General features: G+C 64.0%; 23 protein-coding genes. 9 read left to right on the forward strand and 14 right to left on the reverse strand.

Annotation, left to right across the window (positions count from 1 at the left end):
* The first annotated feature begins 20 nt into the window (after positions 1–20).
* The 3 genes from betI to betA all read left to right on the forward strand — a co-directional run bounded on the left by betI (position 21) and on the right by betA (position 3977).
* A complete protein-coding gene (gene betI / locus BMY52_RS11430; protein ID WP_090254512.1) occupies positions 21–611 on the forward strand; it encodes a transcriptional regulator BetI in 591 nt (196 codons plus the stop codon).
* 26 nt (positions 612–637) lie between these two features.
* A complete protein-coding gene (gene betB, locus BMY52_RS11435; protein WP_090254513.1) occupies positions 638–2116 on the forward strand; it encodes a betaine-aldehyde dehydrogenase in 1479 nt (492 codons plus the stop codon).
* 166 nt (positions 2117–2282) lie between these two features.
* Positions 2283–3977 carry a choline dehydrogenase gene (betA, locus tag BMY52_RS11440; RefSeq protein WP_090254515.1) on the forward strand — a complete coding sequence of 565 codons (1695 nt, stop codon included), beginning with the start codon at positions 2283–2285 and terminating at the stop codon, positions 3975–3977.
* A 156-nt stretch (positions 3978–4133) separates the two neighbouring features.
* On the opposite strand, the gene fba is transcribed toward betA, so the two are convergent.
* From fba to tkt, 5 genes are all read right to left on the reverse strand, one after another.
* Positions 4134–5198, reverse strand: a complete 1065-nt coding sequence (fba, locus tag BMY52_RS11445) for a class II fructose-bisphosphate aldolase (RefSeq protein WP_090254517.1) — start codon at positions 5196–5198, stop codon at positions 4134–4136.
* A gap of 112 nt (positions 5199–5310) precedes the next feature.
* Positions 5311–6753 (reverse strand): pyruvate kinase, encoded by a 1443-nt coding sequence (gene pyk / locus BMY52_RS11450; protein ID WP_090254519.1) that lies wholly within the window; start codon positions 6751–6753, stop codon positions 5311–5313.
* 150 nt (positions 6754–6903) lie between these two features.
* Positions 6904–8082 (reverse strand): phosphoglycerate kinase, encoded by a 1179-nt coding sequence (locus tag BMY52_RS11455; RefSeq protein ID WP_090254521.1) that lies wholly within the window; start codon positions 8080–8082, stop codon positions 6904–6906.
* Between the two features lie 305 nt (positions 8083–8387).
* Entirely contained in the window at positions 8388–9383 is a 996-nt protein-coding gene (gene gap / locus BMY52_RS11460) for a type I glyceraldehyde-3-phosphate dehydrogenase (RefSeq protein ID WP_090254523.1), read from the reverse strand.
* 77 nt (positions 9384–9460) lie between these two features.
* Positions 9461–11455: a transketolase gene (tkt, locus tag BMY52_RS11465; RefSeq protein WP_090254524.1), complete on the reverse strand. Its 1995-nt coding sequence runs from the start codon at positions 11453–11455 to the stop codon at positions 9461–9463.
* A gap of 463 nt (positions 11456–11918) precedes the next feature.
* Between tkt and BMY52_RS11470 the strand changes: the two genes are divergently transcribed.
* The 4 genes from BMY52_RS11470 to BMY52_RS11485 all read left to right on the forward strand — a co-directional run bounded on the left by BMY52_RS11470 (position 11919) and on the right by BMY52_RS11485 (position 15014).
* Entirely contained in the window at positions 11919–12401 is a 483-nt protein-coding gene (locus tag BMY52_RS11470; protein ID WP_342707704.1) for an alpha/beta hydrolase family protein, read from the forward strand.
* Positions 12398–12982 carry a tRNA 5-(aminomethyl)-2-thiouridylate-methyltransferase MnmM gene (gene mnmM / locus BMY52_RS11475; RefSeq protein ID WP_245740809.1) on the forward strand — a complete coding sequence of 195 codons (585 nt, stop codon included), beginning with the start codon at positions 12398–12400 and terminating at the stop codon, positions 12980–12982. The genes BMY52_RS11470 and mnmM overlap by 4 nt, the downstream gene beginning before the upstream one ends.
* A gap of 120 nt (positions 12983–13102) precedes the next feature.
* On the forward strand, positions 13103–14389 hold the full coding sequence (locus BMY52_RS11480) for an NRAMP family divalent metal transporter (RefSeq protein ID WP_090254528.1): 1287 nt from the start codon (positions 13103–13105) through the stop codon (positions 14387–14389).
* 250 nt (positions 14390–14639) lie between these two features.
* Positions 14640–15014 (forward strand): acyl-CoA thioesterase, encoded by a 375-nt coding sequence (locus tag BMY52_RS11485; RefSeq protein ID WP_090254530.1) that lies wholly within the window; start codon positions 14640–14642, stop codon positions 15012–15014.
* A gap of 51 nt (positions 15015–15065) precedes the next feature.
* Here the strand turns inward: BMY52_RS11485 and BMY52_RS11490 are convergent, their stop codons facing one another.
* From BMY52_RS11490 to BMY52_RS11505, 4 genes are all read right to left on the reverse strand, one after another.
* A complete protein-coding gene (locus BMY52_RS11490) occupies positions 15066–15992 on the reverse strand; it encodes a recombination-associated protein RdgC (RefSeq protein ID WP_090254531.1) in 927 nt (308 codons plus the stop codon).
* A gap of 64 nt (positions 15993–16056) precedes the next feature.
* The gene (locus tag BMY52_RS11495) at positions 16057–16773 is read right to left on the reverse strand and encodes a GAF domain-containing protein (RefSeq protein ID WP_090254533.1); all 717 of its coding nucleotides are present in this window, start codon (positions 16771–16773) and stop codon (positions 16057–16059) included.
* Between the two features lie 9 nt (positions 16774–16782).
* A complete protein-coding gene (locus BMY52_RS11500) occupies positions 16783–17481 on the reverse strand; it encodes a sensor histidine kinase (RefSeq protein WP_090254535.1) in 699 nt (232 codons plus the stop codon).
* 57 nt (positions 17482–17538) lie between these two features.
* A complete protein-coding gene (locus BMY52_RS11505; RefSeq protein ID WP_090254537.1) occupies positions 17539–18756 on the reverse strand; it encodes a response regulator in 1218 nt (405 codons plus the stop codon).
* Positions 18757–18923: 167 nt separating this feature from the next.
* Here BMY52_RS11505 and BMY52_RS11510 point away from each other — a divergent pair, with 167 nt between their 5' ends.
* On the forward strand, positions 18924–19400 hold the full coding sequence (locus BMY52_RS11510) for a NapC/NirT family cytochrome c (RefSeq protein WP_090254538.1): 477 nt from the start codon (positions 18924–18926) through the stop codon (positions 19398–19400).
* Between the two features lie 20 nt (positions 19401–19420).
* Here BMY52_RS11510 and ccmD read toward each other — a convergent pair whose 3' ends face one another.
* Genes ccmD through BMY52_RS11535 form a run of 5 tightly spaced genes read right to left on the reverse strand, consistent with a single transcriptional unit; the run spans position 19421 to position 22751 of the window.
* Positions 19421–19588 (reverse strand): heme exporter protein CcmD, encoded by a 168-nt coding sequence (gene ccmD / locus BMY52_RS11515; protein ID WP_090254540.1) that lies wholly within the window; start codon positions 19586–19588, stop codon positions 19421–19423.
* Positions 19585–20334 (reverse strand): heme ABC transporter permease, encoded by a 750-nt coding sequence (locus BMY52_RS11520; RefSeq protein WP_177169944.1) that lies wholly within the window; start codon positions 20332–20334, stop codon positions 19585–19587. Before BMY52_RS11520 ends, ccmD begins: the two co-directional genes overlap by 4 nt.
* 13 nt (positions 20335–20347) lie before the next feature.
* Entirely contained in the window at positions 20348–21025 is a 678-nt protein-coding gene (gene ccmB, locus BMY52_RS11525; protein ID WP_425429234.1) for a heme exporter protein CcmB, read from the reverse strand.
* On the reverse strand, positions 21022–21711 hold the full coding sequence (gene ccmA / locus BMY52_RS11530; protein WP_090254592.1) for a cytochrome c biogenesis heme-transporting ATPase CcmA: 690 nt from the start codon (positions 21709–21711) through the stop codon (positions 21022–21024). The genes ccmB and ccmA overlap by 4 nt, the downstream gene beginning before the upstream one ends.
* Positions 21708–22751, reverse strand: a complete 1044-nt coding sequence (locus BMY52_RS11535; protein ID WP_245740810.1) for a chemotaxis protein — start codon at positions 22749–22751, stop codon at positions 21708–21710. Before BMY52_RS11535 ends, ccmA begins: the two co-directional genes overlap by 4 nt.
* 191 nt (positions 22752–22942) lie before the next feature.
* On the opposite strand from BMY52_RS11535, the gene ccmE reads away from it, so the two are divergent.
* A complete protein-coding gene (gene ccmE, locus BMY52_RS11540; RefSeq protein WP_090254545.1) occupies positions 22943–23398 on the forward strand; it encodes a cytochrome c maturation protein CcmE in 456 nt (151 codons plus the stop codon).
* Positions 23399–23400: the final 2 nt, after the last annotated feature.

The following is a 23400-nucleotide window of genomic DNA, read 5'->3' on the forward strand; positions in this document are numbered from 1 at the left end:
TCCTCGGCTAGAGATGGATCATGCCTTACAACGAATCACTTAACGGACGCCGCGAACAACTCATCCGGGCTAATCTGACGGCCATTCACCAGTATGGACTGGCAGATGCCACCATTGCGCGCATTGCCCGTCTGGCGGGAGTGTCCACCGGCATCATCAGCCATTACTTTGGCGGCAAGTCCGGACTGATGCAGGCCACCATGCGCCACCTGCTCACTGAACTGGGTCAGGCCGTCACGGAGCGCCGCCAGGGCCTGGATGTCGATGATGTGGAGGGTCACGTGGACGCCATCATCGATGGCAATTTTGATTCCACCCAGACCAACCGGGCCGCCATGCGTACCTGGCTGGAGTTCTGGGCATCCAGTATGCACCAACCTGCGCTGCAACGACTGCAGCGGGTGAACGAACGGCGCCTATACTCGAATTTGTGCCACCAGTTCCGCAAACGCCTGCCGCCCGCTCAGGCACGGGATGCGGCCCGCTCGGTGGCTGGCTTGATCGACGGCCTGTGGCTGCGCGGCGCGCTGCACCCCGACGGCATCGACATCGAGGGCTGCCGCCGCCTGGCGCGGGACACTGCCCGATTCTGGCTCGCGCAGGGCCTTTAAACCCACCTGACATTCCGGAGCCTCCCATGCCCATTCCTCAGATCGACCCACTGCAGGGCAACTACATTCATGGCCGCCGGGTCACCGACCCCAATGGCCAGTGTTTCGACACGGTCAACCCGGCCACGGGCCAGACCCTGGCCCGTGTGCAAAGCAGCACCCCGGAGCAGGTGGATGCCGCCGTGCAATCAGCCCGCGAGGGCCAGCGGGCCTGGGCCGCCCTGAGCCCCATGGTACGGAGCCGGGTGCTGCGCCGGGCTGCGGACCTGCTGCGCGAGCGGAACGATGCGCTGGCAACCCTGGAGACCCTGGACACCGGCAAACCCCTCAGCGAGACCACCGCCGTGGACATCCAGACGGGGGCAGACGCACTGGAGTACTTTGCCGGTGTGGCCATGGCACTGGAAGGCGAACAGATCCCTCAGGGAGAGCAGGCCTTCATCTACACCCGCCGCGAGCCCCTGGGGGTGTGCGCGGGCATTGGCGCCTGGAACTACCCCTTGCAGATCGCCTGCTGGAAAGCGGCTCCTGCCCTGGCCGCCGGCAATGCCATGGTGTTCAAGCCCAGTGAAGTCACACCCCTCTCGGCCCTGGCGCTGGCGGAGATCCTCACCGAGGCCGGGCTGCCGGAGGGGGTGTTCAACGTGGTGCAAGGAGATGCGGACACGGGGCGCGCCCTGACCGGTCATCCGGAGATTGCCAAGATCTCGTTCACGGGGGAGGTGGAAACGGGCAAGGCGGTCACCGCCGATTCGGCAAGCAGCAACCTCAAGCAGGTCACCATGGAACTGGGAGGCAAATCGCCCCTGATCATCTTTGCCGACGCGGACCTTGCGCAGGCCGTGAGCGCGGCCCTGATGGCCAATTTCTACAGCAGCGGCCAGATCTGCACCAACGGCACCCGGGTGTTCGTGGAATCGTCCGTCCGCCAAGCGTTCGAGGCGCGCTTGCTGGAACGCATGGGTAAGATCCGTGCCGGGGATCCCATGAATCCCGAGACCAACCTGGGGCCGCTGGTCAGCCAGGCCCACCGGGATCAGGTGATGAGCCATATCGACCGTGCCCGTGCCGATGGCCTCAGGCTGCTCATCGGGGGTGAGACCCTCAGCCCCGCGTCGGCCCCGGATGGCGCCTTCGTAGCCCCCACCGTGTTTGCCGATTGCCCCGACGATCACCCCATCGTGCGCCAGGAGATCTTCGGGCCGGTGATGGTGCTGCAATCCTTCGACTCCGAGCAAGAGGTGATCCAGCGGGCCAATGACACCCGCTACGGCCTGGCGGCGGGGGTATTCAGCCGCGATCTGGCCCGGGCCCATCGGGTGATCCATCAACTGCAAGCTGGGATCTGCTGGATCAATACCTACAACCTCTCGCCGGTGGAGATGCCGGTGGGGGGATACAAACAATCGGGGCTTGGGCGGGAGAACGGGCTGGCGGCATTGGAGCACTACACCCAGCGCAAGTCGGTGTATGTGGAACTGGGAGAGGTGGAGAGCGTGTTTTGACAGGGGGGCTCCGCGCCCCTCACCCCACCCCCTCTCCCCAAAAGGGAGAGGGGCTCAGGCTCTCCTCCCTTCTCCCCTCGGGGAGAAGGGTCGGGGATGAGGGGGTAACGGAGGGCACGCCCCCATCTGTGCACCCCCAACCCATTCAACCAAGGGGCATTACCCCATGAAAACAAATACATACGACTACATCATCATCGGCGCCGGCTCCGCCGGGGCCGTGCTGGCGGCACGCCTCACCGAAGACCCGGACACCCGGGTGCTGCTGCTGGAGGCCGGTGGCCGCGACTGGCGGCTGGACTTTCGTACCCAGATGCCCGCTGCGCTGGCCTACCCGCTGCAGGGGCGACAATACAACTGGGCCTTCCAGACCGAGCCGGAACCCCACATGAACTGGCGACGCATGGACTGCGGCCGGGGCAAGGGGCTGGGCGGATCCTCCCTGATCAACGGTATGTGCTACATCCGTGGCAACGCCCTGGACTATGACCACTGGGCCAGTGACTTCGACCTGCCCGGCTGGGAATACGCCCACTGCCTGCCCTATTTCCGCAAGGCCGAAACCCGGGATATCGGTGCCAATGACTACCATGGAGACCAGGGGCCATTGTATGTCACCACCCCGAAGTCGGATAACAACCCCCTGTTCCAGACCTTCATCCAGGCGGGTGAGCAGGCCGGTTACCCCCGTACCGAGGACGTGAATGGCTACCAGCAGGAGGGCTTTGGCCCCATGGACCGCACCACCACGGCCCGAGGGCGCCGCGCCAGCACCTCGCGTGGCTACCTGGACCAGGCCCGGCAGCGGCCCAACCTGGACATCCAGGTTCACGCCCTCACCGATCGCGTCATCATGGAAGGCCAGACCGCTCGGGGCGTGAGTTACATCCAGCGGGGTCGCCGCCAGGAGGCCCGGGCCGAACGGGAGGTACTGATCTGTGCCGGCGCCATCCTTTCCCCCGCCATCCTGAAGCGCTCGGGGATCGGCCCGGCGCAGGAACTGAGCGAGCAGGGCATCCCGCTGACCCATGCGCTGCCCGGCGTGGGCGAGAACCTGCAGGACCATCTGGAGATCTACGTGCAGTACGAGTGCAAGGAGCCCATCAGTCTGTATCCGGCACTCAAATGGTGGAATCAGCCCTGGATCGGCGCCCAGTGGCTGCTGGGAGGACGCGGCGTCGGGACCAGTAATCAGTTCGAGGCGGCGGGGTTCATCCGCAGTGAAACGGGCTTCGACTGGCCCAATCTGCAGTATCACTTCCTGCCCATCGCCATCAATTACAACGGCACTCAGGCAGTGGAGGCCCATGGATTCCAGGCCCATGTAGGCTCCATGCGCTCCCCCAGCCGCGGCCATGTGCGTCTGGCCAGCCCGGATCCGCTCAAGGCGCCGCGCATTCGGTTCAATTACATGAGCCACGAGCAGGACTGGCGGGAGTTCCGGGACGCCATCCGACTCACCCGGGAGATCATGGCCCAGCCGGCGCTGGATCGTTACCGGGGCCGCGAGCTGGCCCCCGGGGCCCAGGCGACGTCGGACCTGGAACTGGACGAGTTCGTGCGCAACCATGCCGAGACGGCCTATCACCCCTGCGGTTCCTGCCGCATGGGCACGAAGGATGATGCAATGGCCGTGGTGGACGACCAGGGACGGGTGCATGGTGTGGAGGGACTACGGGTGGTGGATGCGTCCATCATGCCGCGCATCGTCACGGGCAACCTCAATGCGCCCACCATCATGATGGCCGAGAAGATTGCCGACCACATCCGGGGCCGTGAGGCGCTGGCGCCTTCGCAGGCGGCGGTGTATCGGGTGCAAGCGGGCAGCCCGACCCGGTTGCGGGGGGAGCGAGCAGCTTGAAGCAGGGGAAATGACTGATGGCACGGTGCCCCCCCCCCTCCCCTCATCCCCAACCCTTCTCCCCCAAGGGGAGAAGGGAGCTTCATGGATGGGAGCCCCTCTCCCCTTGGGGGAGAGGGGTTGGGGTGAGGGGCCGGCCTGGCACCGGCCCCAGGCTTACTTCACCTTGGGGTCCAGCTCGCCGGACTTGTAGCGGGCAACCATGGCCTCCAGATTCATGGGACGAATCTTGGACGCCATGCCGGCACAACCGAAGGCTTCGTACCGAGCCTTGCAGACATCCTTCATGGCGGCAGTGGAGGCCTTCAGGAATTTACGCGGGTCGAATTCCTTGGGGTTCTCGGCCAGGAACTTGCGCACGGCACCGGTGGAGGCCATGCGCAGGTCGGTGTCGATGTTCACCTTGCGCACGCCGTGCTTGATGCCTTCCTGGATCTCTTCCACGGGCACCCCATAGGTCTCGCCCATGTCGCCACCGTACTGGTTGATGATCTTCAACCACTCCTGGGGCACCGAGGAGGAGCCATGCATCACCAGGTGGGTATCGGGGATGCGGGCGTGGATCTCCTTGATGCGCTGGATGGCCAGGATATCCCCTGTCGGCGGACGGGTGAACTTGTAGGCGCCGTGGGAGGTGCCGATGGCGATGGCCAGGGCATCCACATGGGTCTTCTTCACGAAATCGGCCGCCTCGTCGGGATCGGTGAGCAGCTGATCGTGGGACAGGGTGCCCTCGGCACCGGAACCGTCCTCTTCGCCGGCCTGACCGGTCTCCAGGGAGCCCAGGCAGCCCAGCTCGCCTTCCACGGAGACGCCCACCCAGTGGGCCATGTCGGCCACCTGACGGGTGACCTCCACGTTGTAGTCATAGGTGGAGGGGGTTTTCATGTCGGCCATCAGGGAGCCGTCCATCATCACGGAGGTAAATCCGGACTGGATGGAACCCTGGCACACGGCCGGCTCGCTACCATGGTCCTGGTGCAGCACCACGGGGATGTGAGGATACTGTTCCACCGCGGCCACGATCAGGTGACGCAGGAAGGGCTCACCGGCGTATTTGCGGGCACCGGCCGAGGCCTGGATGATCACCGGCGAGTCCACCTCGTCGGCGGCCTGCATGATGGAGTGCACCTGCTCCATGTTGTTGGCGTTGTAAGCCGGCATGCCATAGCCGTGTTCGGCGGCATGGTCCAGCAGTTGTCGAAGAGAAATCAGGGCCATTGGGACCTCCTTTTGGTTTGCTTGAGAGTCAATCTATCGCAGGTTCGCTATCGTTATCATGACCTGACCGCCGCGGTCACTTACCCGGACCGACAGCGGCGGTTTGCTGCACTCAGGTAGCGCCGTCCTGGAGGGCGCCCACCTGGACAATCTTCATGGCATTGGTTCCCCCCATCACACCGGTCAGATCCCCCTTGGTGATGATGACCAGGTCCTCGTCCCGCACCACACCGGCCTCCCGCAGAATATCCACCACCTGGCGGTTGTTCTCGGCATGACTGCTGTTATCGCTCAGGAAGAGTACCGGGTAGACACCCCGGTAGAGGGCCATCTTGCGGCAGCAGCGCTCGTGACGCGTCATGCCGAAGATGGGGATACCGGAACTGATCCGGGACATCCACTGGGCCGTGGAACCGGATTCCGTCATGGCGGCGATGGCGCGCACATCCAGATGGTTGGCCGTGTACATGGTGGCCATGGCGATGGCCTCGTCCACCCGGCAGAAGTAACTGTCCATGCGATGGGTGGAGACGCGGGCACTGCGCTGGCGCTCGGCAGCCTCGCAGATCCGCCCCATGGCCGCCACCGCCTTGTCAGGATACCGCCCGGTGGCCGTTTCTCCCGAGAGCATGACGGCATCGGTGCCATCGAGCACCGCATTGGCCACGTCGAAGACCTCTGCCCGGGTGGGAATGGGATTGGTGATCATGGATTCCATCATTTGCGTCGCGGTGATCACCACCTTGTTGCGGGTGCGGGCATCATGGATCAGGCGTTTCTGCACCCCGGGCAGTTCCGCGTCACCGATCTCCACGCCCAGGTCACCGCGGGCGATCATGATGGCGTCGGTGGCGTCCAGGATCTCGTCACTGGCCGTGACTGCCTCAGCCCGTTCAATCTTGGCACAGATGGCGCCGCTTCCTCCGGCATCACGCAGACGTTGCCGGGCCTGAAGGATATCGTCGGCGCAACGAGGGAAGGAAATGGCCAGGTAGTCCACGTCCAGTTCCGCGGCCAGGCGGATGTCATTCACGTCCTTGTCGGTCAGTGCCGAGGCAGAGAGGCCGCCTCCCTGGCGGTTGATGCCCTTGTTGTTGGAGAGGGTGCCGCCCACCACTACCTGCGTATGGATGCGCGGGCCATCCACCCGCACCACCTCCAGCACCAGACGGCCATCGTCCAGCAGGAGGATGTCCCCCGCATTCACATCTCCGGGCAGATCCGTGTAGGTGAGGCCCACACGCTGCTCGTCTCCCTGGCCCGGATCCAGTTCGGCATCGAGCACGAAAGGATCGCCTTCGTTCAGTTCGACATGGCCCTTGGCAAAACGCGCGATGCGGATCTTGGGGCCTTGCAGATCCCCCAGCACGGCGATGATGCGGGAGGCCTCGGCGGCGGCCTCCCGCAGCAGGCTCACCCGCTTGCGGTGATCATCCGCCTCGCCGTGGGAGAAGTTGATGCGTACCACGTCCACGCCGGCCCGCACGAGCGCCCGCATGGCTGCGGGCGAGTCCGTGGCCGGTCCCAGCGTGGCTACTATCTTGGTTCTTCGCATGTTGGGCCTGTTCCTGTGTTCTGGCACTTCGTTCGGGGCGGGGGCCCATTGGCCCCTGCCGGATCGTTCATTCGCGGCCGGGGCCGCTCCCACCAGGGGCTGGAGCACCACAGGGAGCAGCCGCGGTCGCCGAACCGCGCAGTACGGAACTCAGGCCTTGGCCCGGGCCTCCAGCATGGCCACCGCCGGGAGGGTCTTGCCTTCCAGAAACTCCAGAAAGGCGCCACCACCGGTGGAGATGTAGGAAATGCGCTCGGACAGGCCGTATTTATCGATGGCCGCCAGGGTGTCACCGCCCCCGGCAATGGAAAAGCCGTCGCTCTCGGCAATGGCCTCGCCCATGGCCCGGGTGCCCGCGGCGAACTGATCGAACTCGAACACACCCACCGGGCCGTTCCAGACGATGGTGCCGGCCTTCTTCATCAACTCCGCATAGGTGGCGGCGGTCTCGGGGCCCACGTCGAAGATCATGTCATCCTCGGCCACCTGATCCACAGGGCGGTTGGAGGCCTGGGTGGACTCGGAGAATTCCTTGCCGACGCACACATCGGTGGGCACCGGGATCTCGCCGCCCTTGGCGCGGGCCGCCTCCATCAGACGCTTGGCCTCGGGGACCAGGTCGGCCTCGTACAGGGATTTGCCCACCCCGTGACCCTGGGCGGCGATAAAGGTGTTGGCGATGCCGCCACCGACGATGAGCTGATCCACCTTGGTGGACAGGGATTCGAGCACGGTGAGTTTGGTGGACACCTTGGAGCCCCCCACGATGGCCACCAGCGGGCGCTTGGGATTGCCCAGGGCCTTGCCCAGGGCCTCCAGTTCGGCGGCCAGCAGCGGGCCGGCACAGGCCACCGGGGCGAACTTGCCGGCGCCGTGGGTAGAGGCCTGTGCCCGGTGGGCGGTGCCGAAGGCGTCCATCACATAGATGTCGCACAAGGCGGCGTATTGCCTGGACAGGGCCTCGTCGTCCTTCTTCTCGCCCTTGTTGAAGCGCACGTTCTCCAGCAGTACCACTTCACCGTCCTGGGCCTCCACCCCATCCAGGTAGTCGCGCACCAGTCTTACCTTCTGGCCCAGCAGACCGGAGAGGTGTTCAGCCACCGGCGCCAGGGAGTCCTCCTCGGAGAATACGCCCTCTTCCGGCCGCCCCAGGTGGGACATGAGCATCACCTTGGCGCCCGCCTGCATGGCGTGCTGGATGGTGGGCAGGCTGGCACGGATGCGGGCGTCGGAGGTCACCTTGCCGCCCTTGACGGGCACATTGAGATCCTCGCGGATCAGCACCCGTTTACCCTTGAGATCCAGATCGGTCATCTTGATGACGTGCATTGATAAGACTCCTTTGATGGTTTTGGCATTTTTTGTTTTAAGAACACTTTGGCAAACCCGGTGAGGGCTTGGCAAAGGATTCTTCCGGTACCCTCCGCTGGCCCCTCATCCCCAGCCCTTCTCCCCTCAGGGGAGAAGGGGGGGCAAAGCCCCTCTCCCCAACCCTTTTCCCCTGAGGGGAGAAGGGGGGGGGCAAAGCCCCTCTCCCCAACCCTTTTCCCCTGAGGGGAGAAGGGGGGGCAAAGCCCCTCTCCCCGACGGGGAGAGGGGTTGGGGTGAGGGCGCCGGAACCGCGCCGGAGCCGATTAACCCACGTGCTGCACCAGACGCAGCATGTTGCAGGTGTAGCCATACTCATTGTCGTACCAGGCCACCACCTTCACGAAGGTGGGATCCAGCTGGATACCAGCCTCGGCATCGAAGATGGAGGGGGTGTTCACACCCCGGAAATCCGTGGCCACCACCTTGTCACTGGTATAACCCAGCACGCCCTTGAGCTCACCCTCGGAGGCAGACTTCATCGCCTTGCAGATGTCGTCGTAGCTGGCGTCCTTGTCCAGTTCCACCGTCAGGTCCACCACGGAGACATCGGAGGTGGGCACGCGGAAGGCCATGCCGGTGAGCTTGCCGTTCAGGCTGGGCAGCACCTTGCCCACAGCCTTGGCGGCACCGGTGGAGGACGGGATGATGTTCTCCAGGATGCCGCGACCGCCGCGCCAGTCCTTCTGGGAGGGCCCGTCCACCGTCTTCTGGGTGGCAGTGGCGGCGTGCACGGTGGTCATCAGGCCCCGCTTGATGCCGAACTGATCGTTCAGCACCTTGGCCACCGGGGCCAGGGCGTTGGTGGTGCAGGAGGCGGCAGAAATGATGGCCTGATCGGCATATTCCTTGTGGTTCACGCCATACACGAACATGGGCGTGGCGTCCTTGGAGGGGGCGCTCTGCACCACCTTTTTGGCACCCGCGTCGATGTGCTTCTGACAGGTCTCCTCGGTGAGGAAGAAGCCGGTGGACTCGATCACCACGTCCACGCCCACATCGCCCCACTTGAGGTTGGCCGGATCCCGCTCGGCGGTCAGGCGGATCTTCTTGCCATTGACCACCATGTGAGCGCCTTCCACGGACACATCGCCATTGAAGCGGCCGTGCACGGAATCGTAACGCAGCATGTAGGCCAGGTACTCGGGCTCAAGCAGGTCATTGATGGCGACCACTTCGAGTTCCGGGAATTCCTGGGCGATGGCGCGAAAGGCCATGCGGCCGATGCGGCCAAAACCATTGATACCGACTTTGATCGTCATAACGTTACTGTCTCCATCTTACGGGTCATCATTTTTGTAATGGTTGGCCGCCACCGGATCCGGCAGCGGCCGGTGGATCACATGACGTCTTCCACTGCCTGCACCACGTTGTCCACCGTGAAGCCGAAGTAGTCCATCAGGGCGTCACCCGGGGCGGATTCACCAAAGCCTTCCATGCCCACCACCTTGCCGTCCAGGCCCACATAGCGGAACCAGCCCTGGGTGGCCGCAGCCTCCACGGCCACGCGGGCACGCACGGACGTGGGCAGCACCGACTCGCGGTAGCTGGCATCCTGGGCGTCGAACAGATCCGTGCAGGGCATGGAGACCACGCGGACCTTGCGGCCCTTGTCGGCCAGTTTGTCGGCGGCATCAATGGCCAGGCCCACCTCGGAACCGGTGGCGATGAGGATGGCATCGGGGGTGCCGTCGGTGTCCTTGAGGACGTAACCCCCACGGGCCACGTTGGACAGTTGCTGCGAGTCACGTTGCTGGTGGGGCAAGCCTTGGCGGGACAGACTCAGGACGGTGGGGCCATCCTGACGCTCGATGGCGCACTTCCAGGCCACCGCGGTTTCCACCGCATCGCAGGGGCGCCACAGGGACATGTTGGGGATCAGGCGCAGGCTGGGCACCTGTTCCACCGGCTGGTGGGTGGGGCCATCCTCGCCCAGGCCAATGGAGTCGTGGGTGAGCACATAGATGGCACGCTGCTTCATCAGGGCCGACATGCGCAGGCCGTTGCGGGCATAGTCGCTGAAGATCAGGAAGGTCCCGCCATAGGGGATGAAGCCACCATGCAGGGCGATGCCGTTCATGATGGCCGCCATGCCGAACTCACGCACGCCGTAGTAGATGTAGTTGCCATCGGCGTTCTCACGACTCACACCGCGAGCACCACCCCACAGGGTGAGGTTGGAGCCGGCCAGGTCGGCGGAGCCGCCCATCAGTTCCGGCAGTGCGGGGGCATAACCACCGATGGCCTGCTGGGAGGCCTTGCGGCTGGCCACCTTCTCGGCCTTGTCCACGGTGTTCTGGATGAAGGCGGCGGCCTTCTCCTGCCAATCGGCGGGCAGGTCGCCACGCATGCGGCGGGTGAACTCGGCCGCCAGTTCCGGATGGGCCTTCTGGTACTCATTAAAGCGAGCCTGCCAGGCCTGCTCGGCCTGCTCACCCTTGTCCTTGGCGTTCCAGCCGGCGTAGATGTCTTCGGGGATCACGAAGGGCTCGTGCTGCCAGCCCAGGGTCTCGCGCACCAGCTTGATCTCGTCATCGCCCAGGGGCGCACCGTGGCATTCTTCCTTGCCCTGCTTGTTGGGGGAGCCCCAGCCGATGATGGTCTTGCAGCAGATGAGCGTGGGACGATCGGTGACGCCGCGCGCCTCCTCGGTGGCCTTCTTCACGGCCTCGGCGTCGTGTCCATCCACGTTGCGCACCACGTGCCAGCCATAGGCCTCGAAGCGGGCGGGCGTATCGTCGGTGAACCAGCCTTCCACCTCGCCGTCGATGGAGATGCCGTTGTCATCGTAGAAGGCGATGAGCTTACCCAGCCCCAGGGTACCTGCCAAGGAACTGACTTCGTGGGAAATGCCTTCCATCAGGCAGCCGTCGCCCAGGAAGACATAGGTGTAGTGATCGACAATCTCATGACCGGGACGATTGAACTGACCCGCCATGGCCTTCTCGGCGATCGCCATGCCCACGGCATTGGCCAGACCCTGCCCCAGGGGACCGGTCGTGGTTTCCACACCCGCCGTGTAGCCGTATTCCGGGTGGCCCGGGGTCTTGGAGTGCAACTGGCGGAACTGTTTCAACTCGTCCATGGGCAACGCATAACCGGTGAGATGCAACAACGAATACACCAGCATGGAGCCGTGACCATTGGACATGACGAAACGGTCGCGATTCACCCAGTGGGGATTGCCCGGATTGTGGGTGAGAAAATCATTCCACAACACTTCGGCAATATCGGCCATGCCCATGGGGGCACCCGGGTGACCGGATTTGGCTTTCTGGACCGCGTCCATGGAAAGCGCGCGGACGGCGTTGGCTAGCTCTTTGCGAGACGGCATGCAGTTCTCCTCAAGTGATTTAAAGCGATGAAAACAAGGGTGGCCGCGACGACACCTTGTGGCGGTGTTCTTGTTTTTCTCGGCGACAGTCAACAGTCGCGGCAACCGGAAATCTGACGTTGCGGGACCCGCGCAGCAACGACCTTGGGTGCCTCAATGATCGAACCTCAGGGCACCTTGACATTGCGCATTCCGTGGCCTGGTCACAACTTTGGAGCGCTGCATTTTCGCTGACAGAACCCTTCTGAGCAAGTCCGAGAGTTTCACGCGGCCTTTTGCTGCGGTGCCTCATAAAACATCAAGGAGACTTCCTGGAAACACTCTTGATGTTTTTAATACTCGAAGGGGTTTTCATTTCATATGAAACCCACGCGCATCCGGCTGAGGATGGCCTGATTCGTGACAGGGTGATTAGAATACGGTCATCTCTGGCGCCGATCCCACTCAAAGGGCTGTTATCCCCATGCATCCGATCCGCATCCTTTTCCTGCACGGCTGGCAATCCAGCCCCGGCGGCCTCAAGCCCAGTCATCTGGCACGTCACGGTCACGAGGTGATCAACCCTCCCCTGGACGATGACGATTTCGAGGCGGCGCTGGAGACCGCTCAGGCCACCCTACATGCCCATCAACCCAACGTGATCGTGGGATCCTCCCGGGGTGGAGCCGTGGCCATGAACCTGCATTCAGGGGACATCCCCCTGGTTCTGCTATGTCCTGCCTGGCGGCATTGGGGCCACGCCGACCGCGTCAAGCCGGGCACACTGATCCTGCATTCGCGCGGGGACGAGACCATCCCATTCGCCGATTCCCAGGAACTGGTGGCGCGCAGTGGCCTGCCTGAGGGTTGCCTCATTGAAGTGGGACGGGATCATCGCCTGGCCGACCCGGAACCCCTGCAGGCCATGCTGGAGGCCTGCGAGCGTCAGGCGCACACCCAACCATGAGGCCCGAGACAACCCCGGCCATGGACGCCCTGCCATTGACCCGGCAGGCGCATCACCATCTGAAGAGTTGCCTCACCGAAGGGGATCAGGTGGTGGATGCCACTGCCGGGAACGGCCATGACACCCTGTTCCTGGCACGCCAGGTGGGCGCCACAGGGCACGTCTGGGCGTTTGATATCCAGGCCCGGGCCCTGGAGGCCACCCGGGCGCGCCTGGAGGCCCAGGGGCTGGCGCAGCGGGTCACGCTGATCCACGCCGGGCATCAGCATCTGGAGCACTCCCTGCCGGACAATCTGCGCGGGGAGGTCAAGGCGGTGATGTTCAACCTGGGCTATCTGCCCGGCGGCGACCATGGCATCGTCACACGCCCACAGGACACCCTCGCCGCCCTGGAGGCCTCGCTGGCCTGGCTGCACCCGGAGGGCGTGATCAGCGTGATGATGTATCGGGGCCACCCTGGCGGCCAGGAAGAGCACGCCGCCATCGAGGCCTGGCTGCGGGAGCGCCGGGGTGTAGCCTGTGAAAGGATGCGGGAGCGCCCCTTTCCGGCCCCGGTGCTCAAGTGTCTCAAGCGGTCCTGATCGAGCGATACCGGGGCACACCGGCATGGCATCCGGCACCTCAGGCTTCGTATAATCCGCGCCCATGTTGATTGCCGCCCAAGATCACCGCGCTGGCCGGCCCGCTCCGGAGGCCACCCCATGAACCACACACTCCGCCCGGGTCTGTTGCGCCATGCCATCGGACCGGGACTGCTCATGGCCGGGGCCGCCATTGGCGTCTCGCACTTGGTGCAATCCACCCGCGCCGGCGCCGAGTATGGCCTGCTGTTGCTGCCGGTGGTGCTGCTGGCCTGTCTCTTCAAATACCCTTTCCTGGAGTTCGGCCCCCGCTACGCCGCCGCCACCGGCGAAAACCTGCTGATCGGCTACCGGCGCCTCGGACGCTGGGCCCTGGCATTGTTTGCCCTGGTCACGCTGGGCACGATGTTCATCATCCAGGCAGTGGTCACCGTGGTGACAGCAGGGCTGTTCGGCGTGGTCTTCGGGATGGAGGCCTCACCAGCCACCCTGTCGGCCTGGATCATGGGGGGCTGTCTGATACTGCTTGGCATCGGCAACTACCGAGGCGTCGATCTGGGCATGAAGGTGATCATGGGTGCCCTGACCCTCTCCACCCTGGCCACCGTGGCCCTGGCCTTCGGCGAGGCGCCGGACTGGTCCACCCTCTCCGGCATCGCGCAGGCCCCGCAGGTCTGGAGCGCCGCCGGCGTGGCCTTCCTGCTGGCCCTGCTGGGCTGGATGCCCATTCCCCTGGATGTTGCCGTCTGGCATTCCTTGTGGACCCTGGAACGTTCCCGGGAGACCGGCACCCGCCCCTCCCTGGGGCAGTCACTGACGGATTTTCGCATCGGCTTCACGGCCGCCACCCTGCTGGCCCTGGCCTTCCTGCTGCTGGGGGCCCTGACCCTGCACGGCAGCGGGCAGGGGCTTGCCGACTCGGCGGTGGGCTTTGCGGCTCAATTGGTGGACCTGTATGCCGGCGCCCTGGGCGAATGGAGCCGACCGCTCATTGCCGTGGCCGCCCTGACCACCATGTTCAGCACCACCCTGGCGGTGACCGATGCCTATCCCAGGGTGATCACCGCCCTGATCCAGGCGGCTCGGGCCGATGAGCGGGGTGTGGTGCCGGGCCCGCCGGACAACCATCGCTGGCCCTATGTGCTCTCCCTGGTGGTGGTCCTCGGCGGCGCCCTGACCCTGATCCACCTGGCCGGTGAGCGCTTCACCACCTTTGTGGATCTGGCCACCACCATTTCCTTCCTGTCGGCCCCGATTCTGGCCTGGCTGACCCTGCGGGTGGTCACCGATGCGCACATGCCAGCGGCAGCGCGGCCCGGCCCCGTGCTGCTGGGCCTGGCCTGGGTGGGGCTGTTCTTCCTGATCGCCTTCTCCCTGGTCTGGGCCGGCTGGCGTATCCTGGGTTAACTGTCATGCATCGCGATGGTGAGGCACCCCCAATCATGAAAGACACAATCCAAGCCCCTCTCCCCTGCGGGGAGAGGGGTTGGGGTGAGGGACAAGGGCTGGCACGGTGCCTGCCTCCCCCTCATCCCCGGCCCTTCTCCCCCGAGGGGAGAAGGGAGCTTCTATAGCTGAACCTTGTTTCTTTCACGTTAACCGCATCAATCGGGGGCATCCGTCCCCTTTTCACTCAAGAACATGAAAGGAGTCCGCCTTGGACACGTTCAAGCTGGTCAGACCGGAACACCTGAACCACTACGGTTATCTCTTCGGTGGGTTTCTGCTCAAGTGGGTGGACGAGATCGCCTGGATTGCCGCCAGCCGTGACCACCCGGGTTGCCGGTTCGTGACGGTGGCCATGAACAGCGTGGAATTCCACAAGGGGGTGCATCAGGGGACGGTGCTGCGCTTCCACTCCCATGAGCACAGCCGGGGGAGAACCTCGGTGCAATACGCAGTAAGCGCCTTTGCCGATGACCTGGAGAGCGGCCAGGAAGAGCCGATCTTCTCCACCTGCGTCACATTCGTGAATCTGGATGAGTCGGGGGAAAAGATGCCAATGCCGGGGGCGACGGGCTCGGAGTCATAGCCGCCCCCCGCTTGTGGGAGAGGGGCGCGGGGCGACGCGCCCCTCAATCACCTACCAGGGCACCGCCTCGGAAGACACCGGCTGAGGCAACTCAAAAACCACCTCCAGCCGCTGGATCAGCCCCCGCATCTCGTGACCCAGCAGGGTGAATTCGGCATCCATTCGGGCCACGGCATCCTCTGCCTCGGCCACGCCGCCCTCCTCGATCAACTCGTCCGCCATGCGCAGGCGCTTGATGGACAAATCATCCGCCAGCACAAAATTCAGGCGCTCAGTCCAGTCCAGAGCCAGTTGAACCACCTGCTTGCCTGCCTCCAGATGCTTGGCGATCTCCTCACCGGCGAGATCCTGCCCCCGGCAACGGACCACCGACTGGGTATCCTTGGGGTCGCGCAGCTCGCAGGCATCGCCCAGTTCAAAGCCTTCATCGCCGTGACCCTGGGAGACCCAGCGAGTCATCAGTGAGGCCGGGGGATTGGCGGGTTGCGGCAGGGCCGCGGGCAGGCTGCCCAGGGTCTCCCGCAGCAGGCTGACCAGGTCATCCGCCAGACGCTCGCTGGCCGCATCCACCACCAGCCAGCCGGCAACGGTATCCACGTAGGCCATCAGGCGGCGTGACCGGGTGAAGGCCTGGGGGAGCAGTTCGGCAGTGATGGCCTCGCGCAACTGCTTGCGTTCGGCACGCCCCACGGTGCGCGCCTCGCCCGCCTCGATCTCGGTCACCCGCTCTTCCAGCATCTCAGCCACCACCGAAGAGGGCAGCAGGCGCTCCTGACGCCGAGCGCAGATCAGCAAGCAGCCGGCCGCACCGTGCACCAGTGCCTGGGTGTCGTTCCCCAGGGGTTCGGTCCAGCCCATGGTGGACAGGGTGAGCGGGCCGCAGGGCTTGAAGCGGTGTTCGGCGAGCTTGTCTTCGAGTTCGGCGGCAGAAAGGCTCAGGGGTTCCTGCAGGCGGAAGAGTCTGGCGTTCTTGAACATGAAGTGACCGATGATGAAAGGGGCGAGGGATTATACCCGCCACGCCCCTGCCTTGCGCACCGGGTCAGGTCTTGCTCAGGGCATCATGGACCTGTGAGAGGATCTCGGTGGCCACCATCAGCACATGATCCCGGGCAAAACCCGCGTCGATCATCTCGTCATAAAGGGTGTGGGCCATCAAACGCGCCACCTTCTCCGGATCATGGGTCATGCGTCCGGTGCGGCGGGCCTCGCGAGCCAGGGTCAGTTGCATGAAATGGGTCTTGAGCAGGCCCTGAAGACGATGAATGTGCACCGACTTGGACACCACCAGGGCCAGAATGCTGGCCAGGCGCAGATCCGAGGCATCCAGACGCTCTCGGCCGATGGGGCTGTCCACATTGATCACGCCGATCACCTGATCTTCCAGGATCACCGGCACCGAGATCACATCCACGGTGCCTGACTCGCCACGACGGGCCAGCGGCGCATAAGGAGAATGATGCAGATCCTGGATCAGCAGGGGCTCGCCGGAACTGGCCACCCGTCCGGCGATGCCGTCTCCCAGGGGCTGCGTGTGCTGACGGGCCTCCTCGGTGAGGCGTCCGCAATGGGCCTCCACCCTGAGATGCGGCCGCTCCTCGCCCTCATTCCTGCTGACCAGCATGATGGAGCAGTGGTGGCAGGTCATGGCATGGGCCACCAATGTGCTGAGTTGATCCAGCCCCTCCTCAAGTGATTTCGTGGTCTCCACGAAACGGGCCAGTTCGGTGAGTCGATCAGTGAAGGAGGCGTCGTACATAACGGGCTCTCAGGTCAGCACTTCCGGAAGACGCAGGGTGAAACAGCCGCCGCCCAGGTTACCCCGGTTGGACAACTCCACATAGCCCCGGCGCGTCTCGTCGGCATGCATGTCGGCCACCAGGGCGCAGAAATACAGTCCCAGCCCGGTGCGCCCCTCCGTGGGGTCAAAATCACCCTGATCCTCCAGCGACCGACGCCCCAGCATGGCTTCGGGATAGCCAGGACCGTTGTCATCCACCTGCAGGACCAGCCAACCCCATTCCTGACACGCCGAGATGGACAGCTTATCCTGAGTGTAGCGGATGGTATTGTTGATGACATTTTCCAGCAGGCTACTCACCAGGCCGCGATCCATCACCCAGATCAGATCCGGATCGCAATGGAGCTGGCAGCTCACCCCCCGGTGATCCATGAGGGGTTTGTTGCTCAACCAGTAGTCTTCCAGCAGTTCCTGGATCATCACTGGGGCAAAACGGGGCGTGAAGCCCCCTTTGTCGTTCCGGTAGAGGGTGAGCAGCTGAATCAGGGCATCGTTGACCCGCCGTGCCTCGTACCGGAGCTGGGTGAGACGGGCGGGATCGCACTGGATGGAATCACCCGAATGATCCTCCAACAGGGCGTCGAGGGAATTGAGCACCATATTGAGCGAATTCTTCATGTCATGGATGCTGATGGCCAGCACCGCGCTGAAATCCAGTCGACTCACATCCTCCCCCCTGTTGCGTTTGCCGTCATCCTAACCGTTTCCACGGGAGCAAGACCATCAGAGGTTCTCCTGATGCAGCATCTCGGCCCGTTCCACCTCTCCCAGATGGGACAGGGCCTGGATCAATGCAGACCGGACCGCAGCGGACGGCTGCCCACGGGAAAGCTGGACATCCAGGGCGTCCAGGATGGCAGCCTGATCCAGTTCCAGTTCACCGCATACCAGAATCAGCCCCACCCGCTCCCACCAGGGAAACTCATCATGCCCCCTCCAGTCGATGCGCATCTGTTTAAGACACGTCGCCGCCGCGCGTGCCTGGCCATGCTGGGCCAGCGCGTGGGCCAGCCAGACAGGGTCGGAGGGATGCCCCATACCCTGAGACTGGCCCAGCTGCACAGCCTGCTTCCAGGAGGACGCAGCCTGATCCCAGTGCTGAAGCTCCATGGACAGACGCCCCAGGTGACGTTGACGCGCGAGGGAACGAGCAGAGCGCGCCACGGCCCCGATCAGCACCTTGAAGGCCTCCTGCCTGTGCCCCTGGCGTTCCAGTGCGCCGGCCAGACAATCGTGAGCGGACATGAAGTGGGGCGTCACCTCCAGGGCCTTGCGAAAACAGGCCTCCGCCCTGTCGTCGTGACCACGGATCTCTTGTGCCTGCCCCAAGGCCACATGGGCCCAGGCCACCTCCTGCTCCTCCAGGGCCGCGCGAGCCGCCTCCTCCACGCTGTCCGCATCGCCGTCCTCCAGAGCCAGAACCGCCTGCAGACGCAGCACATCGGCTCGCTGCCCGCGCCCCGTCTCCAGCATGTCCCGCAGGAGATGGCGAGCACCGGACTGATCCTGCCGTGAAAGCGCCTCGGCCACCGGCCTCAAGGGAAGGCGGCGGCGCAGCACCCGGAGCAGTCGGACGGCCAGCAGATCCTTGGTGATGGGCTTGGCCAGATAGGCATCGGGACCGCTCTCCAGTGCGGCCATGACCATCTCCGCCGTGTTCTCGGCGGTGATCATCAAAAAGGCCGTGCCCACACCCACGCGCCCCTCGCGGCGAGCCGTTTCGAGCAACTGCTGGCCATCCATGCCGCCGCCCAGGTTGTAGTCGCACAGGATGATGTCGTAGTGGTGAGCACGCAACTGGCTCAGGGCATCCTGGGCATTGGCCGCCACATCCGGCTCCTGACGCGCCCCCATGGATACCAGCATCCCTGAAAGATTGGAGCGCATCGCGTGGAAATCATCCACTATCAACACCGATAAGCGCTCCAGTAGATTGTTCATCCCTTATCGCCTCCCAGGAAAATGAGCTGGGTGATTCTGCCCCTATGTGCGGATATTGAGGAGACTTCCCCTGTGCTGCAACCCGAATTTCGTCGCATTCTGCTACAGTCTTCAGGGGAATCAGCACGTATGGGTTAACCTCTTTATCGAAGACCAAGGAGTTCGTCATGGGCAGGTTCTGGATCATCACCATCGTGGTCGTCGTTCTGGCGCTGCTGGTCGGCGGAGGCGTGGGGGGCCACCATGTATCCAAGCAAAACGCGTTCTGCATCACCTGCCATGCCTATGAAAAGGTCTCCTGGGACCACGGTGACCACTTCTTCAACGACTGCCTGGATTGCCATACAAAGGGCCTGGTGACCGACAAGCTGCATGGGGTGCGCAAGGTCTATCTGATGTTCACCGGCCAGAACAACCCCCACAACGATCCACCGTCACGGCTGTACCCGGAGAAGACCAGCGACAACTGCACCGACTGCCACATGACCAGCGAAGTGGAGGCCAATGAACCCGAGTTCTTTGCCCAGCATACGGGCATGATGGAGAACTTCGATACCTGCCAGGCCTGCCATGATGATTCGGGGCATGATCCGGAATTGCAGGCCCTGCGCTTCGAGGCACCGCGCTTCACCCAGGAGGAGTAGACGCGCCCGGGCGGGGCGGCCTACGAGGGTGAATCCCCCTGGAGCCTTGCCAGGCGCGCCAACTGGCGACGCAGGGCAAGGCGCCGGCGGCGCAGCCAGATCATCTCTCCCAGCAGCACCAGCAGGGTGACCCCGTAGGAGCCCCAGACGAACAACCCATGGCCCCCCATGGCGAGAAATTCCATCATGCCTTGCCCCCCATGCGTTCCAGCACCCATTTGGTGCGACGCTCACGTTCCAGTAATTCCAGCCGGGCCCGCCACAGCACCACCGCAATGGAATACATCCAGCAGGCAAACGTCATCAGCAGGAGCGCCGTCAACATCACGGTTTCCATGGTGGGTGAACTGGTCACGGTAATGGAGGCCCCCTGGTGCAAGGTATTCCACCACTTCACCGAGAAATAGATGATGGGGACGTTGACCACCCCGGCCAGGGCGAGCACTGCGCTGGCATTGGCGGCCCGCTGCCGGTCCTCGATGGCCCCATGCAGCGCCATATACCCCAGATACAGAAACAGCAGGATCAACTCCGAGGTGAGGCGGGCGTCCCACACCCAGTAGGCTCCCCAGGTGGGCTTGCCCCACAGGGCCCCCGACCACAGGGCCAGAAAGGTGAACAGGGCCCCCGTGGGGGCGATGGCCTTGGCCATCACCTCGGCGGTCTTCACCCGCCAGATGAGGCCGATGGCCGCATACACCGCCATGAGCACGTAGAGGAACATGGACATCCAGGCCGCCGGCACATGGATGAACATGATGCGGTAACTGTCCCCCTGCTGATAGTCCGGTGGAGCGACCACGAAACCGGTGTACAAACCCGTGATGAACAGGACCACTGCCAGCCCCCCAAACCAGGGGATCAGGCGCCCCGACAGGTCGTAAAAGTTTGGCGGTGAGGAGAACTTGAACCACTGCACACGCGGTTGAGCCACGGCCTTCCTCCAATCAATCCAGCATGATGCGCAGCGCCGCGGCAATGGCCCAGGGCGCCAACAACAGGGTGAAAATAAGCAAGGCGGCCAACAGCGACAGGTGAGCCTCGGGGCTCGACCCATACATGACCGCATCCACAGCCCCCGACCCCATGATCAGTGCCGGTACATAAAGGGGCAGGATCAGCAGCGAGATCAGCACACCGCCTCCCCGCAAACCCAGGGTGAGCCCCGCACCGATGGCACCCACCAGGCTGAGAATGGGCGTACCCAGCAACAGGGCCGTCATCAGCACGACGATCTCGGCGCCATCCAGATTCAGCTGCATGCCCAGCAGGGGCGAGATCAGCACCAGCGGCAGGCCGGTGACCAGCCAGTGGGCAAGGATCTTCATCAGCACCAGCAACGGCAGGGGCTGCGGCGTCAGCAAAAGCTGTTCCAGGGACCCATCGCGGAAGTCATCGGCGAACAGGCGCTCCAGAGAAAGCATGGTGGCCAGCAGGGCGGATACCCAGAGCACCCCGGGGGCCATGCTGCGCAGCAATTGCGGATCCGGCCCCACCCCCAGCGGAAACAGTGACACCACCACCACAAAGAATCCCAGCACCACCAGCGCATCCTGGCGACGACGCACCGCCAGCAGCAGGTCCCGCTGCAACAGGGCCAGCAGGGCTCGCAGCAGCGCCATCATGCACCGTCCCCCAGGGTCAGGGTGCGCTGGGGACCGCGCACGGGGACAACCTGATGGGTCGTGAGAATAATCATGCCCCGGGCTGCCAGATGGGCTTCCAGGGCCTGTCTGAGCACCTCGATCACTTGAACGTCCAGCGCCGCAAAGGGTTCATCAAGAATCCACAGGGGTCGTCTCAGCAACAGCAATCGGGCCAGAGCCACGCGCCGCTTCTGCCCCTGGGACAGCAGCTTCACGGGCAGGTCGGCATGCCCGCCCAGACCCAGTTCATCCAGCATGGAGAATACCGCCTCGGGCGTTTGTGGACAGCCATGCAGACGGCACTGGCTTTGGATGTTTTCCTCGGCGCTGAGTTCATCCTTGAGGGCGTTGTGATGCCCCAGGTAGGCCAGGTGGCCGCCGGGGCCATCATCCAGGCGCCGCACCGGCACGCCATCCCAGGTCATGTCCCCGTCCATGGGGCGGGTGAGCCCGCACAGCACCCGCAGCAGGCTGGTCTTGCCGGCCCCGTTGCGGCCAGCCACCTGCAGCAGTTCGCCGGCGTCCAGGCAGAACGTCAGACCGTTGAAAAGCAGGCGCTCTCCACGCTCCAGCACCAAACTGTCCACTTCCAGGCAATGGGCGGGAAAAGGATGCGGGGTGAGCGTGCCCGGCGTGTGGGCCGGCGCGGCAGCCGCATCACTCATGATGGCCACTGCCCCAATTGTTGCATGCGCTCACGCACGGCTTCAGCCAGATCATCCGGGTGGTATTTCTGAACGAACTTGTCCGCCCCGGTTCGGCGCACCATGTCCACGTTGAAGACCCCGCTGATGGACGAATGCAACAGGATGTAGAGATCCTTGAGGCGGGCGTCCTCGCGAACCCGGGTGGTGAGTTGATAACCATCCACTTCCGGCATCTCGATATCGGACACCATCATGATGAATTCCCGGGCCACATCCACCCCCTCGGCCTGCATGCGCTCGATCAGGTCGATGGCGTGCTTGCCATCGGTCACCAGGGTGCACTGTACGCCGAGTTGTTCCAGCGCGGCACGGATCTGATTACGGGCCACCGTGGAGTCATCCACCACCAGGACCTTACAGTCCTCGGCACGAAAACCATCACTCAGATCCGCCGACACCTGGGTGCTGGCGTGCACCACCTGATCCAGCACCTTTTCCACGTCCAGGATCTCCACGATGCGATCGTCCAGCAGGGTGATGGCAGTGACGAAGGCATTGCGACCCGTGGCCCGAGGCGGTGGCTGAACCTGACCCCACTGGGTATTCATGATGCGTTCCACGCGACGGATCAGGAAGCCATGCACCGAGCGGTTGTACTCGGTGATGATGATGTAACCCTCCTCCGGCGCCTTGAGGGGCGGGCCACCAATGGCCAGCGAAAGATCCATGACGGGCATGGTAATGCCCCTGAGGGTGGCAATCCCCTTCACCAGAGGATGCGCACCCGCCAGATGGGAGAGTGGCTGGTAGGGAATGACTTCCTGCACCTTGAAGATATTGATGCCGTAGAGCTGTTGGCCCTGAAGCTGAAACAACAGCAACTCGAGTCGGCTACCAGCCACCCGATTGGATTCCAGGGATGACCCCCAGTGATGCTCAGCCATGACGGCGCTCCAGATGATCCACAGGCCCATGTTACCAGCGGACCCGGCAGCGTACACGCCCGCCGCGGTCCATCCGTCCCGCCACGCAGGCACCGGGTTTCTGATCTGGATCACATGGATGACTCCACACCATCGAACCTGACACGATCCAGGTTGTCTTCAATACGGATAGAAATGGCAAGCGCCCGTTTGCTTGCGACCCCGACCGCGTTGGTGCTATCTATGGCCGGCACTCCGGGGGCAGCCGGGCCCGTGAGCGGCAACACCATGATAATCAGCTGGATACACCCAGGCAGGAGAAAACGATGACACCTCGACAGAAGAGACGAATGGCCGGGGTGCTACTCGTCGTGCTGGCGGTTTCCACCGCCTCGGCCCTGGCCCTGAGCGCCTTTAGCGAGAACCTCATGTACTTCTACGGGCCCTCGCAGCTGGCCCAGGGAGAGGCACCGGGCGAACGCATCATCCGCCTGGGCGGGCTGGTGGAAGAAGGCTCCCTCCAGCACAACGATACCGACCTGACCGTGCAGTTCAGCATCACCGACACGGCCCACAGCATCCCGGTGCAGTACGTCGGCCTGCTCCCGGACCTGTTCCGCGAGGGTCAGGGGGTGGTCACTCACGGCCGCATGGGCAACGATGGCATCTTCCGCGCCGAGCGTGTGCTGGCACGACACGACGAGAACTACATGGCCCCCGAGGTGGCGGACGCCCTGAAAGCCGTGGGCTACGAAGAACATCTCGGCGACAGGGTCTACTGATC

The organism is Ectothiorhodospira marina (assembly GCF_900109495.1).
Lineage (GTDB): Bacteria > Pseudomonadota > Gammaproteobacteria > Ectothiorhodospirales > Ectothiorhodospiraceae > Ectothiorhodospira > Ectothiorhodospira marina.